15 protein-coding genes and 1 riboswitch are annotated in these 16,561 nt (G+C 63.7%); of the genes, 7 read left to right on the top strand and 8 right to left on the bottom strand.

Features of this window, described 5'->3' with window-relative positions:
• Positions 1-2 precede the first annotated feature (2 nt).
• The 5 genes from IVB05_RS07275 to IVB05_RS07255 are packed head-to-tail and all read right to left on the bottom strand — an operon-like array spanning position 3 to position 6,433.
• Positions 3-632, bottom strand: coding sequence for a precorrin-8X methylmutase (locus tag IVB05_RS07275; RefSeq protein WP_247520416.1), 630 nt, complete (start codon positions 630-632; stop codon positions 3-5).
• On the bottom strand, positions 632-1,795 hold the full coding sequence (gene cobG, locus IVB05_RS07270; protein WP_247783728.1) for a precorrin-3B synthase: 1,164 nt from the start codon (positions 1,793-1,795) through the stop codon (positions 632-634). Before cobG ends, IVB05_RS07275 begins: the two co-directional genes overlap by 1 nt.
• On the bottom strand, positions 1,792-5,034 hold the full coding sequence (cobN, locus tag IVB05_RS07265; protein ID WP_247783727.1) for a cobaltochelatase subunit CobN: 3,243 nt from the start codon (positions 5,032-5,034) through the stop codon (positions 1,792-1,794). Before cobN ends, cobG begins: the two co-directional genes overlap by 4 nt.
• A complete protein-coding gene (cobW, locus tag IVB05_RS07260) occupies positions 5,034-6,062 on the bottom strand; it encodes a cobalamin biosynthesis protein CobW (RefSeq protein WP_247520419.1) in 1,029 nt (342 codons plus the stop codon). The genes cobN and cobW overlap by 1 nt, the downstream gene beginning before the upstream one ends.
• Positions 6,059-6,433, bottom strand: a complete 375-nt coding sequence (locus tag IVB05_RS07255) for a DUF1636 domain-containing protein (protein WP_247783726.1) — start codon at positions 6,431-6,433, stop codon at positions 6,059-6,061. Before IVB05_RS07255 ends, cobW begins: the two co-directional genes overlap by 4 nt.
• 92 nt (positions 6,434-6,525) lie before the next feature.
• Positions 6,526-6,744: riboswitch (cobalamin riboswitch) on the bottom strand.
• Positions 6,745-6,787: 43 nt separating this feature from the next.
• Between IVB05_RS07255 and cobO the strand changes: the two genes are divergently transcribed.
• Positions 6,788-7,441: a cob(I)yrinic acid a,c-diamide adenosyltransferase gene (cobO, locus tag IVB05_RS07250; protein WP_247786612.1), complete on the top strand. Its 654-nt coding sequence runs from the start codon at positions 6,788-6,790 to the stop codon at positions 7,439-7,441.
• Between the two features lie 4 nt (positions 7,442-7,445).
• Complete coding sequence (locus IVB05_RS07245; protein WP_247512655.1) at positions 7,446-8,894, top strand: cobyric acid synthase; 1,449 nt, start codon at positions 7,446-7,448, stop codon at positions 8,892-8,894.
• A 10-nt stretch (positions 8,895-8,904) separates the two neighbouring features.
• On the opposite strand, the gene cobD is transcribed toward IVB05_RS07245, so the two are convergent.
• Positions 8,905-9,861 carry a threonine-phosphate decarboxylase CobD gene (gene cobD / locus IVB05_RS07240; protein WP_247520422.1) on the bottom strand — a complete coding sequence of 319 codons (957 nt, stop codon included), beginning with the start codon at positions 9,859-9,861 and terminating at the stop codon, positions 8,905-8,907.
• Positions 9,862-9,872: 11 nt separating this feature from the next.
• A complete protein-coding gene (cbiB, locus tag IVB05_RS07235; RefSeq protein ID WP_247520423.1) occupies positions 9,873-10,814 on the bottom strand; it encodes an adenosylcobinamide-phosphate synthase CbiB in 942 nt (313 codons plus the stop codon).
• 125 nt (positions 10,815-10,939) lie between these two features.
• Here cbiB and cobU point away from each other — a divergent pair, with 125 nt between their 5' ends.
• The 5 genes from cobU to IVB05_RS07210 all read left to right on the top strand — a co-directional run bounded on the left by cobU (position 10,940) and on the right by IVB05_RS07210 (position 15,988).
• Entirely contained in the window at positions 10,940-11,443 is a 504-nt protein-coding gene (gene cobU / locus IVB05_RS07230) for a bifunctional adenosylcobinamide kinase/adenosylcobinamide-phosphate guanylyltransferase (RefSeq protein ID WP_247512659.1), read from the top strand.
• Positions 11,440-12,231, top strand: coding sequence for an adenosylcobinamide-GDP ribazoletransferase (cobS, locus tag IVB05_RS07225; RefSeq protein ID WP_247520424.1), 792 nt, complete (start codon positions 11,440-11,442; stop codon positions 12,229-12,231). Before cobU ends, cobS begins: the two co-directional genes overlap by 4 nt.
• Positions 12,231-12,863 (top strand): 5,6-dimethylbenzimidazole synthase, encoded by a 633-nt coding sequence (gene bluB, locus IVB05_RS07220; protein WP_247783725.1) that lies wholly within the window; start codon positions 12,231-12,233, stop codon positions 12,861-12,863. Before cobS ends, bluB begins: the two co-directional genes overlap by 1 nt.
• 925 nt (positions 12,864-13,788) lie before the next feature.
• Positions 13,789-14,991, top strand: a complete 1,203-nt coding sequence (locus IVB05_RS07215; RefSeq protein WP_247783724.1) for a site-specific integrase — start codon at positions 13,789-13,791, stop codon at positions 14,989-14,991.
• A gap of 520 nt (positions 14,992-15,511) precedes the next feature.
• Positions 15,512-15,988, top strand: coding sequence for a tyrosine-type recombinase/integrase (locus tag IVB05_RS07210; protein ID WP_346771832.1), 477 nt, complete (start codon positions 15,512-15,514; stop codon positions 15,986-15,988).
• A gap of 146 nt (positions 15,989-16,134) precedes the next feature.
• Here the strand turns inward: IVB05_RS07210 and IVB05_RS07205 are convergent, their stop codons facing one another.
• On the bottom strand, positions 16,135-16,548 hold the full coding sequence (locus tag IVB05_RS07205; RefSeq protein WP_247783723.1) for an MAPEG family protein: 414 nt from the start codon (positions 16,546-16,548) through the stop codon (positions 16,135-16,137).
• Positions 16,549-16,561 lie beyond the last annotated feature (13 nt).

The raw sequence follows: 16,561 nt of genomic DNA, 5'->3' as shown, positions 1-16,561 counted from the left end.
CCCTATTCGCTCCGGCTTGCCAGCGCATTCACGGCGGCAACGGTGATTGCGGAGCCGCCAAGGCGCCCCTCGACCGTCAGCGCCGGCGCGGGTGAATCGGCCATCAATGCGGCCTTGGATTCAGCCGCGCCGACGAAACCGACGGGGCAGCCAATGATCGCCGCCGGCCTTGGGCAATCACAGTCCTCCAGCATGTTGAGCAGATGAAACAGCGCGGTCGGTGCATTACCGATCGCGACAATGGCGCCCTCAAGATGCGGCCGCCACAGCTCGAGCGCGGCCGCCGAGCGCGTATTGCGCATGGACTGCGCGAGCGCGGGAACGGCGGGGTCGCTGAGCGTGCAGATGACGGCGTTGCCGGCCGGCAGGCGCGCGCGCGTGATTCCCTCCGAGACCATGCGCGCGTCGCAGAGAATGGGCGCGCCCTTCTGCAGCGCGGCGCGCGCGATCGCCGCCATGCCGGGTGTGAAGCGGATATGGGCCTCGAGACCCACCATGCCCGCAGCATGAATCATGCGCACGACCACCGGTTCCTCGTCAGGCGCGAACCGGCCGAGGTCGGCCTCGGTCCGGATGGTGGCAAAGGATCGCCGGTAGATCGCCGCGCCATCGGTTTCGTAGATGTGCTGCATCAGCATGCTCCCACCAGGATAGAGGGATGCTTGACGAGGCTTGCGCCGCTCAGGCCGCGCCTGACAGGCCTATCCCGTGTCGAACCGTCACGAACGAGATCAAACCCGTCACCGGTCCCAACCAATGTGATCGACGCAGGGCCGGAATGGGCGCAGCCCTTGGCGCAGCCGGATACGTGAAGCCGCGCGCCAGCCGCAACGTGCGGCGCGAGCGCAGCCGCCAGCCCACGTGTATCGGCGTGCGCCTCACGGCAGCGCGGCGCGCCGCTGCACGCAATCACACGGAGCGCGGGATCGTCGGCCCGTGTGATGAGATCCGGCGTTCGGGGCAGCTCATGTAGCCCCTCCGCCAGCATCATGCGCCACGGCGTCGTGCGCAGTGCCGGCGCGCAACCGGCGAGATGGCGGAGCGCCGAATGGGATAGTTGCCCGAACGCCGCGCCGATCAACGCGCCATGCGGATCGAGGCCCGGAGCCGGTGCAGCCATGCCGCGTGCAGGCTCGGCATCCCCCCGCAACCCTTCGGGCAGCCGCGCGCCGGCGCGGACATGGGCCGCCATGCGCCCTCGCCCGTCTCTGGCTCCGCCTGATGCCAGGAACCATTCGGCGAGCGAGAGTGCGACGCTCACCGCTTCGCTTCGTGCAACAGAGCGGCCTAACTCGGCTCCGTCGGCGCGCACGATCAGTGTGCCCGAAGGATCGCGCTCGAAGCGCACGTCCGCCGACGCCGCGGCGAACATGCGCTCCTTCCCGTCATCGACTGCAAAGCCAAACTTGGTCGGAAGATCGAGAGAGCTATGGACCAGCGCATGCTCAAGTTCGGTAGCAAGCGAACACGTGTCATCGCCAGCGCTCCAGAACGGCGTGACCAGAATGTTGCGCCGTCTCTCGCTCTCCGCATCGGGGTCGACCAATCCAAACTGCGCGAGCCCGTCGAGCAGAGCCGGATGTCCTTCATCACTGACGCCACGGATCTGAAGATTGGCGCGGCTGGTGAGGTCGATCAAACCATTGCCGTAACGTTCGGCGAGGTCCGCTATTCCTGCCGCCTGCCTCGCATCAAGCCGCCCTCCATACGGACGAACGCGCACGACCAGCCCGTCGCCTGACAGCATCGGCCGCAGCGCGCCCGGGCACCAGCCCTTGATCGCGATCGCGCTCATGAGGCCTCTCGCAGCGCCGCCGCAATCGAATTGCGGCGCGTCTTCCACAGCGAGGCCTCATGCAATCGGGTAAAGCAGGTTTCCATTGCAGCGAGCGCCGCGGGATTTTCGTACGCCATGAAGCCGCGGACGTCGTCATTGCCGAGCGTTGCGTCGTAGTAGAGATCGAACAGATGCGCCGGCACGGCATCCGCAAGATGAGCGAAGGCGGCCATCTGCTCCAGCGTCGCGGCGATTTCCGCCGCGCCGCGAAAGCCGTGCCGCTTCATCCCGGCGATCCACTCAGGATTTGCAGCACGCGTGCGGACCACGCGTGAAATTTCCTCCGTCAGCTCGCGGGCGCGTGGTTGATCGGGCCGCGTGGTGTCGAGGTGATAGAGCGAGGGGATGCTCGTGCCCAATCGCGCCGCTGCGGCCGCGACACCCGCCTCATGGGCGGCATAGTCCGCGGCGAGCAGCAGGTCTGTCTCAGGCAGGTCCTGAGTATGGACGAAGGCGTCGGCGGCAGCGAGCTTCGCCTCGATGCCTGCGCGGTCGGGCTTCATCGCACCATCGGACGAAAACGCCCAGGACGATGCCGACAACCACGCCTCGCCGACTGCCTCCCGCGATTGCGGCGTGAAGACATCGGGTAGCGACGCCAAGCCGACGCCATATTGTCCGGGACGCGGCCCGAACACGCGCGATGCGCGATGACAATAGGGATTTTCCTCGCCTTCGCCTTCGCGCTCGGCGAGCGCTTCGGCTGCTGCCTCGAACAATTGAGCGAGACCGGAGAACACGTCGCGAAACAGCCCGGACACGCGAAGCGTGACGTCGATGCGCGGCCTGCCAAGCTCGGCCAGCGCGATGATGTCGTAACCGGTCACCCGGCCCGATCCGTGATCCCAGCGCGGCGCGATGCCGGCAAGATGCAGGGCCATCGCAAAATCCTCGCCAGCCGTGCGCATGGTCGATGAGCCCCAGAGATCGACGACGAGCCCCCTCGGCCAGTCACCGTGATCCTGAAGGTGACGGCGCAGCAATTCCTCCGCGAACTTGATACCTTGCGCATGCGCCGCCGGCGTTGGCACGGCGCGGGGATCGACGGCAAACAGGTTGCGTCCCGTGGGCAATACGTCCTGACGCCCGCGATAGGGCGAGCCCGCCGGCCCCGGCGCAACGCGCCGGCCGGCGAGCGCATCAAGCAGCGCGCTCTTCTCCGCCTCGCCGCAAGCGCCGCGGCCGAAGACATGCAGGCCGTCGCCGAACTGGCTTTCCTTGAGATCGCATACGAAGCGATCGATCCGCGGAATAGCCTCGGCCGGCGCGGCCGATGCGGCAAGGCCCAGATCGCCTTCAAGCCCTGCGGCCCGGGCCTCATCGCGGATTGCCGCAATCAGGCGCTGGCGGCGCGCGGGATCGAGGCCGTCGGCCGTCGAATATTCGTCGAGCAGTCGCTCGAGCCGGCGTAGGCCCTCGGGCACCACGGCCTTCGCCAACGGCGGCGGCAGATGCCCGATGGTGACGGCGCCGATCCGCCGCTTGGCCTGCGCCGCTTCGCCGGGATCGTTGACGATGAAAGGATAGATCACGGGCCGGTCGCCAATCAGCGCTTCCGGCCAGCAGGAGGACGACAGCGCAACGGACTTACCGGGCAGCCATTCGAGCGTGCCATGCGCGCCCATGTGGATGACAGCGTCGATCGCCTCGCGCCGGAGCCACAGATAGAAGGCAACATAGGCGTGGCGCGGCGTGCGTGTGAGATCGTGATAGTCCACATCACGATGCCCAACCTCACCTCGTTCCGGCTGCACTGCGATGATGGCCTTACCGCATCGAATAGCAGAGAAATGAAGTTCGCCGGATTTGCAATTCGGATCATCTTCCGGCGCGCCCCAGGCGCGCGCGAGGTCATCCTGCAACTGGCGTGGAAGACGGGATAGCTCCACGCGATATTCGGCGACGCTCCACGTCAGTTGCTCCCGCATCAGAACATCGCCAAGCGACGTGGGCATCCCGACATCAAAACCAGCTCGACCAAGATCGGACAGCAACGCTTCGATCGAGGCGAGCGCGTCTAGCCCAACCGCATGCGCGATCTGGTGCGGACGGCCCGGATAATTCGAGAGCACGATTGCCAGCCGCTTCTCGCCGGCCGGCTTGTCAGCAAGTTGTCGCCAGGCCGCGACCCGCGCGGCAACAGCGCCCACGCGCTCGTCGTCGGCTCTATGCGCAAGATGGGCGAATTGCAGATAGGGATCGCGCTCGCTCGCCGACTTGAAACTCACCACGCCCGCGAACAGCCGGCCGTCAACCTCGGGCAATACCACATGCATTGCGAGGTCTCCCGGCGAGAGACCGCGTAGCGACTCCGCCCAGTCGTCGCGCCGCGCCGTGGACAGCGCGATCTGAAACACGGGGCACGACGCAGCATCGAACGGCGTCGCGCCGTCCTCGCCGACCGCAGAAAACGCAGTCGCATTGACGATGGCGGCCGGCGCGTGCTGCGCGAAATGCGCCCGCAGCCAGTCCGCAACTCCCGGCGCCTTCAGCGAGGTGACGAACACGCCGAAGGCATCAAAGCTCTTCCGCAACGCTACGATCAGAGCGTCGACCGGATCCGTGTCGGCCGCCGTAAGATAGGACCGATAGAACGTAACCAGCGCGCTGGGCCGCCCATCGGAGGTCGGCGCAGCCACGACACCACGCGCGGGGTCATAGAACCCGATCTCGGGAATATCGATCGCCCCGACAACAGGTCCCGCATAGAGTCCGGATGCGAGCGCGAGCTGCGCGATCGCAGCCTGCGCCGCAACCGGCCCCCCCTTGTCGCAGAGCACCTTGAGCCGCCGGAGCGTCGAAACCGGCAATGTGGAGAACGCGTCCAGTCGCAGATCGTCACGACCGTCCGCCGGCAGCACGGCCAGCGCGATGCCGCGATCCCTGGCGAGCTGATGCAGCACCGTGAGCCCATACGACCAGTAGGACTCGCCGCCGATCAGGCGCACGAGGATGCCGCGTGCTTGCGACAGCGTTCGCTCGACATAGGTGTCGACCGACAGCGGATGACGCAGCTCGGCAAGACTGGCGAGCCTCAGCGACGGCAGGCTGGCCCGCCCTCGCCGCCAGCCCGACGCGAAGGCGGCAAGATCGCTGTCCGAAAACGAAAGCACCACGAGATCGGCCGGATCCTGGCCGATGTCCCGTGGCGTCGCGGTCTCCTCCAGCCCGCGGCTCTCGCGGAAGACGACGTGCATCAGATGCCAAGTCCTGTCCTGATCGCGGCCTCATCGATATCGCCGTGCTCACCGATCACGACCAGCTTTGACTGTCGTGGCTTAGCGCCCCAGGGCCTGTCGAACTGATGCCGCACGCGCTCGCCGACCGATTGCAGCAAGAGCCGCATCGGCTTGCCTTCAACGGCGACATAGCCCTTGGCGCGCAGCACATTCTGCTCGCGCGCCAACCGCTGGATCGATGCGATGAGCGCATCGACATCGGTGACTTCCGGAAGCTCGATGACGACAGAGGTAAAGTCATTGTGCTCGTGCTCGCCGTCATGATGCGACGGGCGCGCGGCGAGATCATCTTCCGCCGCCGCTTCAAGACCCAGGATCACGCGCGCATCGACCGCGCCGTCCACGACGGGCAGCATCGGCACGCGGCGTGGCATCTCGGCTTCGATCGCAGCCCGCGCTGCTTCAAGCCCTACCGATCCGGCAAGGTCCGCCTTGGTCAACAGCACGATGTCGGCGCAGGCGATCTGGTCCTCGAACACTTCTGACAGCGGCGTCTCGTGATCGAGATTGTCGTCGGCCGCACGCTGCGCTTCCACCGCATCCGGATCCGGCGCGAAGCGACCGGCCGCGACGGCCTCCGCATCGGCCAGCGCGATCACGCCATCAACCGTGATCCGGGAACGAATCTCCGGCCAGTCGAATGCCTTGAGCAAGGGCTTCGGCAGGGCCAATCCAGATGTCTCGATCAGGATATGGTCGGGCTTCACGTTGCGTGCGAGCAATTGCTCCATGGCCGGAATGAAATCGTCGGCCACGGTGCAGCAGATGCAGCCATTGGCAAGCTCGACGATGTTTTCGGCCGGACAATTGGCATCGGCGCAAGATTTCAGGATGTCCCCATCCACGCCTTCGCTGCCAAACTCGTTGACGAGCACGGCAAGCTTCTTTCCATTGGCATTGGTGATCAAATGCTGGATCAGCGTCGTCTTGCCCGATCCAAGAAAGCCGGTGACGACCGTGACGGGGACTTTTGCGAGCGAGTTCATTCGGCGGCCTCCGGCACGACGGCAATAGGTGGAATGCGGGCGCGCGATTGCTTGCGAAAGATCTCCGGACGGCTGCGCCACGGCACGATGCCGTCGGACGCAGCCGCATAGGCTGACGCGCCGGCGATCACATCGCGCGCATTGGTTTCCGACAGACGGCCGTAGACATAGCACCACCGTCCCGGCGCGCTGAGCGCGACCGAGCAGCCCTGACTGCACGCGGACAGGCATTCGACCGGAACCACACCGACGCCATCAGGCACACCGGCCTCGAGAATGGCGGCATGCAGGCGCTTGCCGGGCGTGGTCTCGCCCTCGCCGAGCGTCTGGCCGGCACGGCAGGTGATGCAGACGTGAAGTGTGACAGTCATCGCCCCTTCCAGGATAAACAGCGGGAGCGATGAGGTGCGCGAATCCATCCGAAGGAAGGCTCGCTTCCCCGTCGCGGAACACCCCGTCCGCCGGTCTCAAACGTTGCGCTGGCAGGTCTCCCGGCTTGCGGAGCAGGATTTTGTCCTTCGATGTCCGCCTTCCCGACCCCGTTCGGGGCAGTGGCTTCGGGCATCTCTCCGGTCACGGTCGCGGGGGCGGCTGCTTTTCGAACCCAAACCTCTCGATTTGAGCCCTATCGCATTCCCTCTTCGCCTGTCATAGGACAGGAACCAACGCAGGCCCACCATTTGCCCAAGCTAGCTACTTGTCAAGCCGAAGGACCACGTCAGATGATGACTGAACAGGATGCCGCCGAGGACGAGGACGTCGTGGCCTCCGAGGCTTCGAGTGGTGCCCGCCATGCGGCGAAAATGGCAAAGAAAAAGCTCGCCCGCGACAAGATCATGGCGACCAAGAGCAGTGAGAAGGGACTGATCATCGTGCATACCGGCGCGGGAAAGGGAAAATCGTCCTCCGCCTTCGGCATGATCGTCCGCTGTGTCGCGCATGGCTTTCCCTGTGCGGTCGTGCAGTTCATCAAGGGCGCCTGGGATACCGGCGAGCGACGCCTGCTCACCGGGCATTTCGGCGATCTCTGCCAGTTCCATGCGATGGGAGAAGGCTTTACCTGGGAAACCCAGGACCGCGCCCGCGATATCGCCGCCGCAAAGGCAGGCTGGGACAAGGCGAAGCAACTGATCCTGGATTCCCGCTTGCGCATGGTCGTGCTCGACGAGATCAACATCGCGCTTCGATATGACTACCTGGACATAGCTGAGGTCGTCGACTTCCTGAAGACCTCGAAGCCGCCGATGACGCATGTCGTTCTCACCGGACGCAATGCCAAGGAGGAGTTGATCGAGATCGCCGATCTCGTCACCGAGATGACGCTGGTGAAACATCCGTTCCGTTCTGGCGTCAAGGCCCAGCCGGGCGTCGAGTTCTAATTCGATGGCGCGCGCATTGATGATCCAGGGAGCCGGCTCGGACGTGGGTAAATCGCTCATCGTCGCGGGTCTCGCGCGTGCCGCCAAGCGACGCGGCTATCGCGTGCTCCCATTCAAGCCGCAGAACATGTCGAACAATGCAGCCGTGACTGTCGATGGCGGCGAGATCGGCCGCGCGCAGGCGTTGCAGGCGTTGGCTGCCGGCGTCGAGCCGCATACCGATATGAACCCGGTCCTCTTGAAGCCGGAAACTGATGTCGGCGCCCAGATCATCGTGCATGGCAAGCGCATCGCCACGGCCCGCGCGCGCGAATACGCATCCCTGAAACCTTCGCTGATGGGCGCGGTGCTCGAGAGCTTTGCGCGGCTGAAAGATCGCGCCGATTTCGTGCTCGTCGAAGGCGCCGGCAGCCCGGCCGAAGTGAACTTGCGCAAATCAGACATCGCCAATATGGGCTTTGCCCGGAGAGCCGACGTTCCCGTGGTGCTGATTGGCGATATCGACCGCGGCGGCGTCATCGCGCAGCTCGTCGGCATCAAGACCGTGATCAATGCGGACGATGCCGCGATGGTCCAGGGTTTTCTGATCAACAAATTCCGCGGCGATCCCACACTGTTTGACGACGGCTATCGGCTGATCGAAGCCCGGACATCCTGGCGCGGCTTTGGGGTGCTGCCCTACTTCACCCGGGCCGGCGAACTGCCGGCCGAAGATGCGCTGGGGCTCGGTGAGGCGCGAAAACCTGGTCAATGCAAGATCGCGTTTCTCGCGCTGTCGCGGATCGCCAATTTCGATGATCTCGATCCGCTCAAGCTCGAGCCCGGCGTCGACCTCGTGATGGTCCGCCCGGGAGAGGCCATTCCCGGCGACGTCAGGCTCGTGATCATTCCCGGCTCGAAATCGACGCGCGGCGATCTCGCCTTCCTGCGCGCGCAGGGCTGGGACATCGATCTGCTCGCGCATCACCGCCGTGGCGGTCATGTGCTCGGCGTCTGCGGCGGCTACCAGATGCTCGGGCGGAGCGTGGCCGATCCCGAAGGGATCGAGGGCCCGGCTGGCGAAACGCCCGGTCTCGGCCTTCTGAACGTGACGACGGTGATGACGGAGCAGAAGACGCTCACCCGCGTGACCGCGCAGCACGCGGAAACGAGGCACCCGATCGACGCCTACGAGATTCATATCGGTCAGACGGACGGGCCGGACCGTGCGCGTCCATTCGCTCTGCTTCATGGCGCGCCGGAAGGCGCGGTCTCAAGCGACGGACGTGTCTGCGGCAGCTATCTGCACGGCCTATTTACGTCCGACAGTTTCCGCAGCTCGTTTCTCAGGCAATTGGACATTCCGGTTGCCAACCAGCGGTATCATGGGCGGGTGGAGAGCGCGCTCGATGCGCTGGCCGATCACATCGAGGCCCATCTCGATGTCGAAGGGCTGCTCGCGCTCGCACGTTGAGCGCCAAACGTCAGCTCGAGAGAGCCTCGGCCAGCCGCGTCCATTCCGATTCATCGCCTGGCAACCCCAGCCGCAACCAGCCCGGCCTTTGCTCGAAGATCCGTGACCAGATGCGCGCACCGGCCAGCCGCGCCTGCGCGGCACGCCCGTCGCCGGTCTCGTAGAGACGGAACAGCGGCGTGCCGCCGATAAGGCGCCACCCCTGCGATTTCACGGCGGCATCGAGCCGCAGGCAATCGGCTTCCAGACGGGCCGCGGTCGCACTGGCCCAAGCGCGATCGCGCAAGGCGCGCCATCCGACCGCAATCGCGGCACCGGATACCGGCCACGGGCCCGCCATCGCCGATAGCGCGGCGATGTCTTCTTCCGCGCCGAGCACAAAGCCAAGGCGCAACCCCGCGAGGCCATAGAACTTTCCGAACGAGCGCAGAATCAGGAGACCGGGTCGTCCCGCCTCCGCCGCCAGCGATAGCTCTGGCCTGGCGTCGGCAAAGCTTTCGTCGATGACGAGACGACCGACGCGCGGCAAGAGCGCGAGCAACTCAGCCTTGTCATAGCGTCGCCTGTCGGGATTGACGGCCACAGCAAGATCGGCGCGCGCCAACGCGTCAAGACTGGCGACTTCTGCAACATGCCAGCCGGCGGCCGACAAGACAGCGGCGTATTCATTGTACGTCGGCGCGAGTACGCGCGCCCGGCCGCACGGCGCAAGTCGCGGCAGGAGCTGGATCGCGGCCTGCGCGCCGCCCATCGCCAGAATCGGCGCCTTGGTCGCATAGGCCTGCCGTGCGGCTTCATGTAGCGATTCAAGATCTGATCGCGATGGCAGGGCGTTCCAGAAATGCGGCTCGATCTCGCCGATCGGATAGGGCTGACGATTGATGCCGGTCGACAGATCAATCCAGTCCTGCATGCGTCCACCGAAGCGCTGGACGGCCTGATCGAGATTGCCACCATGCTCGCGCATCGCCGCCCTCGTCATGCCAACGCCAGTGCGACGAGCAACCCGCCGAGGAGCAGCATCGCGCGGATGTAGAGCATCAAGCCTTGCCGGACGTCGGCAGCGAGCGGATCGCGCGCGCCGTCGTTCAGCCAGGGCTCATTGGTCGCGCCGCCATGATAGCTGCGCGGCCCGCTCAGACGGACGCCGAGCGCGCCCGCCATCGCGGCTTCCGGCCAGCCGGCATTGACCGAACGATGGCGGTTCGCGTCCCGTACCATGCATGACAGCGCATCCGTGACGCGCAAGGAGACCAGCGCGAATAGGAAGCCGGTGAGACGCGCCGGAATGAAGTTGGCGATATCGTCGATTCGCGCGGCCGCCCAGCCAAAATACAGATGACGCTCGGAACGATGGCCGATCATGGAGTCGAGCGTGTTGACGGCCTTGTAGCCGACGATGCCGGGCAGGCCGAACAGTGCGCCCCAGAACACCGGCGCCACGATGCCGTCAGATGTATTTTCGGCAAGACTCTCGATGGCTGCCCGCGCGATCCCCGCGTCATCAAGCGTTGCGGGATCGCGCCCCACGATCTGCGCGACCGCCAGTCGTGCAGCATCGATGTCGCCCGATTGCAGCGGCCGCGCCACCGCGGTGACATGGTCATAAAGCGAGCGCAGCGCGATCATCGGCCATGCGAGAATGCCGATGAGTACAACGCCGCTCCAGCCCGGCCCCAACATAACCTGCACGATCCAGGCACCTCCGGCGCAAAGCCCGATCACCAACAGTGCAGCGGCGACGCCTGCAATGCGGCGGATCGACGGGGCGTCGACGGACCGGTTCCAGCTGCGATCAAGCAGGCTGATCAATTTACCGATCCAGGTCACGGGATGGCCGATGCGCGCGAACAGTGCGCCGGGCCACCCCAACACGGCGTCCACCGTCATCGCTACCGCTATTGCCCCGGCAAAGTCCACGCATTGTCTCCTGTTACCCGCCTGATGCGCAAGAATTCCAGCGAAGCGCAAGCCCCCCGAGAGGAGAATTCGGCTTTGTCTTTGCCGGCGATTGATGGTTAGTGCGGGTCTGAACGGAGAATTCAATGGCGATCGTGTTGATCACGGGAGGCGCCCGTTCCGGCAAAAGCCGGCGCGCCGAGGCGCGTGCGCAAGCCTATCCTGGCCGCCCCATCTACATTGCGACCGCCGAAGCGCTCGATACGGAGATGGAAGAGCGGATCGCCCGCCACCGCGCGCGCCGAGGCAATGACTGGATCGAGCGAGAGGCCCCGCTCGATCTGGTGCAGGCACTGACTGAAACGGACCATAGCGGTGCCCGGCTCGTCGATTGCCTGACGCTGTGGCTGTCCAACCTCCTCCATGCCGAGCGCAACTGGTCGGACGAAGCCGCCCTGCTCACCGCTGCGCTCGGCCGACAACGCAGCCCCGTGATCCTTGTGACCAACGAGGTCGGCCTCGGGATTGTGCCGGATAACGCGCTTGCGCGTGCCTTTCGCGATGCCGCTGGCCTGTTGAACCAAAATGTGGCCGCGGTAGCCGACGAGGTCGAGTTCGTGGTGGCGGGATTGCCGATGAAGGTCAAGTGATGCCTGGGGTCGAGCAGCTCCGAACCATCATCACCGACTTGAGGATCGGTGTTTCGTTCGCCACGATTCTTCCTTTCGGCCCGTCCACGGCCGTGGACGATGGCGAAGTCACGCGCGCAACCTGGTCGCTTCCGGTCACGGGCTTGCTGGTGGGGCTCGTTGGATCTGCTGTCTACGGCGTCGCCTACGCGGTTGGCCTGACATCGGGGCCGGCCGCGATGCTGGCGCTTGCAAGTACGGTCATCGTAACCGGCGCGCTGCACGAGGACGGACTTGCCGACGCTGTGGACGGATTGGGCGGCGGCCGGACGCGCGAGCGCAAGCTCGAGATCATGCGCGACAGCCGGATCGGCACGTATGGGGCCTGCGCGCTCTTCATCTCGCTGATCCTGCGCTGGAGCGCGCTGGCGGCGATCGCCGCGCCGCGATCGGTCATGATCGCACTCCTGCTTGCACATGCCGCTGCGCGCGCGGGCGTGCCTACCTTCATGGCGTTTGTGCCGCCGGCACGGCCGGACGGACTTTCGGCTCGCGCCGGACAGCCGACGCCTCAAGGCGCCGCCATTGCGCTTGGCTTGGGCGCCCTGATCCTCGCCCTCGGCTTCGGGACGGGCAAGGCGATCCTGGCCGTGGCCCTGCTCGCCTTGATCGGGCTGATGACGGCTCGCCTGGCGATCAAGCAGATCGGCGGGCAGACCGGCGATATATTGGGCGCATTCGAACAGCTTGGCGAAACCGCCATCCTGCTGATAGCGACCTCCCTCTTTCACTCCAGCCTGCCACTCTGATGGTCGCTTTCGACGATCAATTCCGCCGCCAGTTGCGCGAGCTCTTCATCTGGCGGCGCGACGTGCGGCGCTTCAGGACCGATCTGCTGCCCGAAGGCGCGCTGGAGCGGTTGATAGACATCGCTTGCCTGTCCCCGTCGGTCGGGCTGAGCCAGCCCTGGCGGTTCGTCATCGTCGAGGACGGGGCAAGACGCCGAGCCGTGATCGACGACTTCAAGACCTGCAATGCCGATGCCCTGGCGTCCTATTCGGGCGAACGCGCAGCGCGATATGCAGCGCTCAAGCTCTCGGGTCTCGAGGAGGCACCGGGTCACCTGGCCGTCTTCGCGGACAAGGCCAGCGATATCGGCCACGGCCTTGGACGCGCCACGATGCCGGAAACGATCGAATATTCCGTCGTTGCGGCGATCTGCGCGATGTGGCTTGCCGCGCGCGCGGAAGGCATTGGGCTCGGCTGGGTGTCGATACTGACGCCAGCCCGCATCTACGAGAGCCTCGACGTTCCCCAATCCTGGAAATTCATCGGTTACTTCTGCGTTGGGTATCCCCAGGCAGAGTTCGATCGCCCCGCACTTGAGAGAGCTAACTGGGAATATCGGCGGGCGTCGAAGGAATTTACGATTCGACGCTAGCCGTTGCGCCGAAGCGATCGGTCAAGACGAGAGCTTTCAGGGATTGATGGAGGGACGTAGTACCCGGGAAGCGACTCGGACCATCATTCGGATTCTTTGCGTACGCTCAACCAGCAGATCACTCCCCTAAAGGCGTTTTCCATTCCGAAGAGCGGATTCAGCTTTTTGGATCGCGCCAGTGCTCCGCTCTAGTCAAGCCTATCCGCCCGCGTGGCCAAAAGTTACGCCGACGTCCTCGTCACACCTTCGAACAACTGCTCAGATTTGCCATCAATCGATTTTTCTTGATCTCCCGGTGCACACGTCATGCACACTCCGTCTTCTAACCAATTGAAAAACTTGAACTCTCGCTCCAATCCATCATTGGGCCGCAACGCGCGGATAATCCGAGAATTCCTCGGGAGCGACGATGGAAATGGCATTGATTACAAAAATATGATCGCATCGCTCTAACTGCGCCAAGCCATACGAAATGAATCCCACTTTGCTGACCTGGGGTTATGAGGTCGCAACTTTCTACTGCTTGCAATTGATCGACGAGCAAAAAGGCGTTTGAGTTGATTCATAAAAATCGACAATCGCAAAGCCGCACCGATTTTCAGCCGGGAATCGCTGGGCAATGTGATAGGGGCCCCTGAGCAAACACGGCGCCTCGCGCAAACGCATTCGCGGAACGTTACGCACAGGCCGCTTGCTCGCTTGAATCATTTGTGAGATGACCCTTGCGCAAACCAGCGCTAACATCCGAGAATGTAGGACCCGATACACCGCTGAGGCTGTCCGTGGCAGCTGCAATCGCCTTTCCGGATCAGAGCATTTCGGAAAGCAGCCTGAGACGAGAAGCCAAGCGGGGGCGGCTTACAGTCGAGATTATTGCAGGCAAAGCGTTTACGACTCTCAATGAAATTGAAAGGATGCGTGGCCGATGCCGCGTAGAAGTAAGGGTGCCCGACTCCACCTCAGACCAGCCCGCTACAGGGCCGGAAAACTCACCCATCAAGCCACTTGGGTCATCCGGGACGGCACGGGATATTTCGCCACTGGATGCGCTGAACGCGAAGTTGCAGGAGCTGAGCAAGTCCTCAAGGACTATATTGCAAAAAAATACGCGCCGACGCGCAAGGAAAAAGACCTAGAGAAAATTCCCGTCGCCGATGTGCTTTCGATTTTCATTGACGACCGCCCCGACCTTTACGTCGAGAACTCCGACGCTCAGAAGTATCTCAATCGGATCGGGCGCCTCAAAGAGTTTTGGGGAAAGCTCATGTTGTCGGAGGTGACCCGGACCAAGTGCCGTGAGTACCAACAACACCGCGGCAATAAGGGCGGTGCACGCCGAGATCTTGAGGACCTCAGGGCTGCCATCGCCAACCATGCGGCGGAAGGGCTGCACCGTGGCATCGTGAAGGTCACGCTTCCCAAGAAGGGCCCTGCCCGCGATCGATGGCTGACTCGCGATGAAGCCGCCCACCTAATCTGGACGTGTTGGCGCGCCCGCGAGATACAGACTATGCATCGCGGCCCCAATAAAGGGCAGCAGATCGAAACGAGCAAGCGGCCCCTCCGCCATCTCGCCCGGTTCATCCTTATCGGGATCTATAGCGGGACGCGCGCGGGCGCCATTGCGTCAGCATCGCCGACCGCGGCCATCGGGCGGTCCTTTGTTGACCTTGAACGTGGCGTCTACTACCGACGCGCCCAGGGAAAGCGGGAGACTAACAAACGGCAGCCGCCGATGCCGATCCCACCGCGCCTCCTGGCACACCTGCGACGTTGGAAGGAGCGCAAGATTATTGCGCGGCACTTTGTCGAGTTCAACGGCGAAGGTGTATCTTCCGTGAAGACCGCGTTCAAACATGCGGTGGCGCTGGCCAAGCTCGGGCCTGGCGTTTCGCCGCATACACTACGGCACACCGCCGCAACGTGGCTGATGCAGAACGGTACCGACCCATGGCAAGCCGCCGGCTACCTCGGCATGAGCGTCGAAACGTTATTGCGTGTGTACGGGCATCACCACCCAGACCACCTGAAGGATGCCGTTGCCAAGATGACGGCCAAGCCTACCGCCTCAGCTTCGCCTCAGAAACGAACTGAAAAGAAGAAAACGAACGTCGTCAAAATTCAATGAAAATGGGCACTTCTAGTGGCAATACAGCGAGTTTCCACCGCTCATAACGGTCTGGTTGCAGGTTCGAGTCCTGCCGGGCCCACCACGCTCCGCCCTTCGGGCTACGCGTGGCGCAGCCGCGCGGAGACCGAAGGGCGAAGCGTGGTGCCCGGCGTAGCTTGATCAAAGCGAAAGCGAAGACGGACTGGAGCGGCGAAGGGCGGACCGCGCTGCACTCCCAACTAAAATATCGAAAACAACCCCATGCAAAGTAGCAGGTGGTCGCGGGCATGGATGCCTTGAGCGAATCCTGCGAAAACATTTTGACACGTCGGGCAAATCAGCAGCATGATTGCATCGTCACGCAATTCGTTAAACGCCCATGGCCCCACCCAGCAGCAGGCTCTTCGGCGCGATTGCAGGCAAAACCTGTACAAACGTGCATGATCTCGATCAAGAACCGCTGATTTTGCTTGGTTTCCCCGACAGAGCTCGCTGCCGGACTTGATGCATTGGTTGCGGGCAAGCCGTCACTTGCCTCTTGAGCGGCCTCTATCACCGTCTGGCGATCGGCCGGCGCGCTACGAACAAGCGTCAGCCCACCGTGCCGCTGCCGGATCGACTGCTGGTCCATATGCGTCGCTGGTACGACAAGAAGATCATCGCCAACCACTTCGTCGAGTGGCAGGGCACGGGCGTGAAGTCGGTGAAGAACGGCTTCGCGCGGGCGGTGGAGGTGGCGAAGCTCGACCTCTCTGACGGAAACGTCACTCCCCACACGCTACGCCATACGGCAGCGACCTGGCTCATGCAGCTGGGCACTGACCCATGGGAAGCGGCTGGTTATCTCGGCATGTCGGTGAAGGTTCTGATCGACACCTACGGTCATCACCATCCCGATTACATGAAGGAGGCGTCCGGGGCGATCACTCGCAAGAGGGAGACGACCAAGCGCGTCGTCGGCACCACCCAGGCGGCCAAGCCAGCCGTCCGCACTCGCAGCATTCGAGCAATCTAGGCCGTGAAACTATAAATCTGCCGGGCGGACGGCTTGCCAAAGTCCGCTATGCCCGGATAGCGACCAAGTTCCGCAGCGCAGCGAAATGACGCGATGGGCCAACAGCGAAAATGATCATCGTCGTCAGGCGGCCCGGTGTTGATACCCTAGTGGATGACTGCCACGGTGGTTACGGCAATGAGAATGATAGTTACGAGCGCACCTGAAACATAGAGAACGGTTCTGATGCTGCCGCCTTTGGCGGCGTTGCCTCCGCGCAAATAGACCGCAACGTGGGTCAGACGAATTGCGATATAGATCCATACGAGCGTTGCAAGCGTAGCGGGTCTTACCCCCATCAATATAGCCAGAACAGACGGGACGACAAAAGGAGTCAGCGCCTCCACCGCGTTCATGTGAACGCGATCGATCCGGTACAGCAGATTGTCTTCATCGGCTGGAAGGACAGGTCCGGAGAGTGCCCCGGACCTGCCTTTGGACGCTCCTGAAAAGACCGCCAGTCCAATTGACAGGAGGCAAAGGAAAAGCACGCCGACAATGCTAAGCGAGTAGGCTGCCATACAGACCTCCGCC

The sequence above is a fragment of the Bradyrhizobium sp. 170 genome, from assembly GCF_023101085.1.
GTDB lineage: Bacteria > Pseudomonadota > Alphaproteobacteria > Rhizobiales > Xanthobacteraceae > Bradyrhizobium.
The sequence above is the reverse complement of the archived record's forward strand: the minus strand, read 5'-3'. Positions and strand labels throughout refer to the sequence as shown.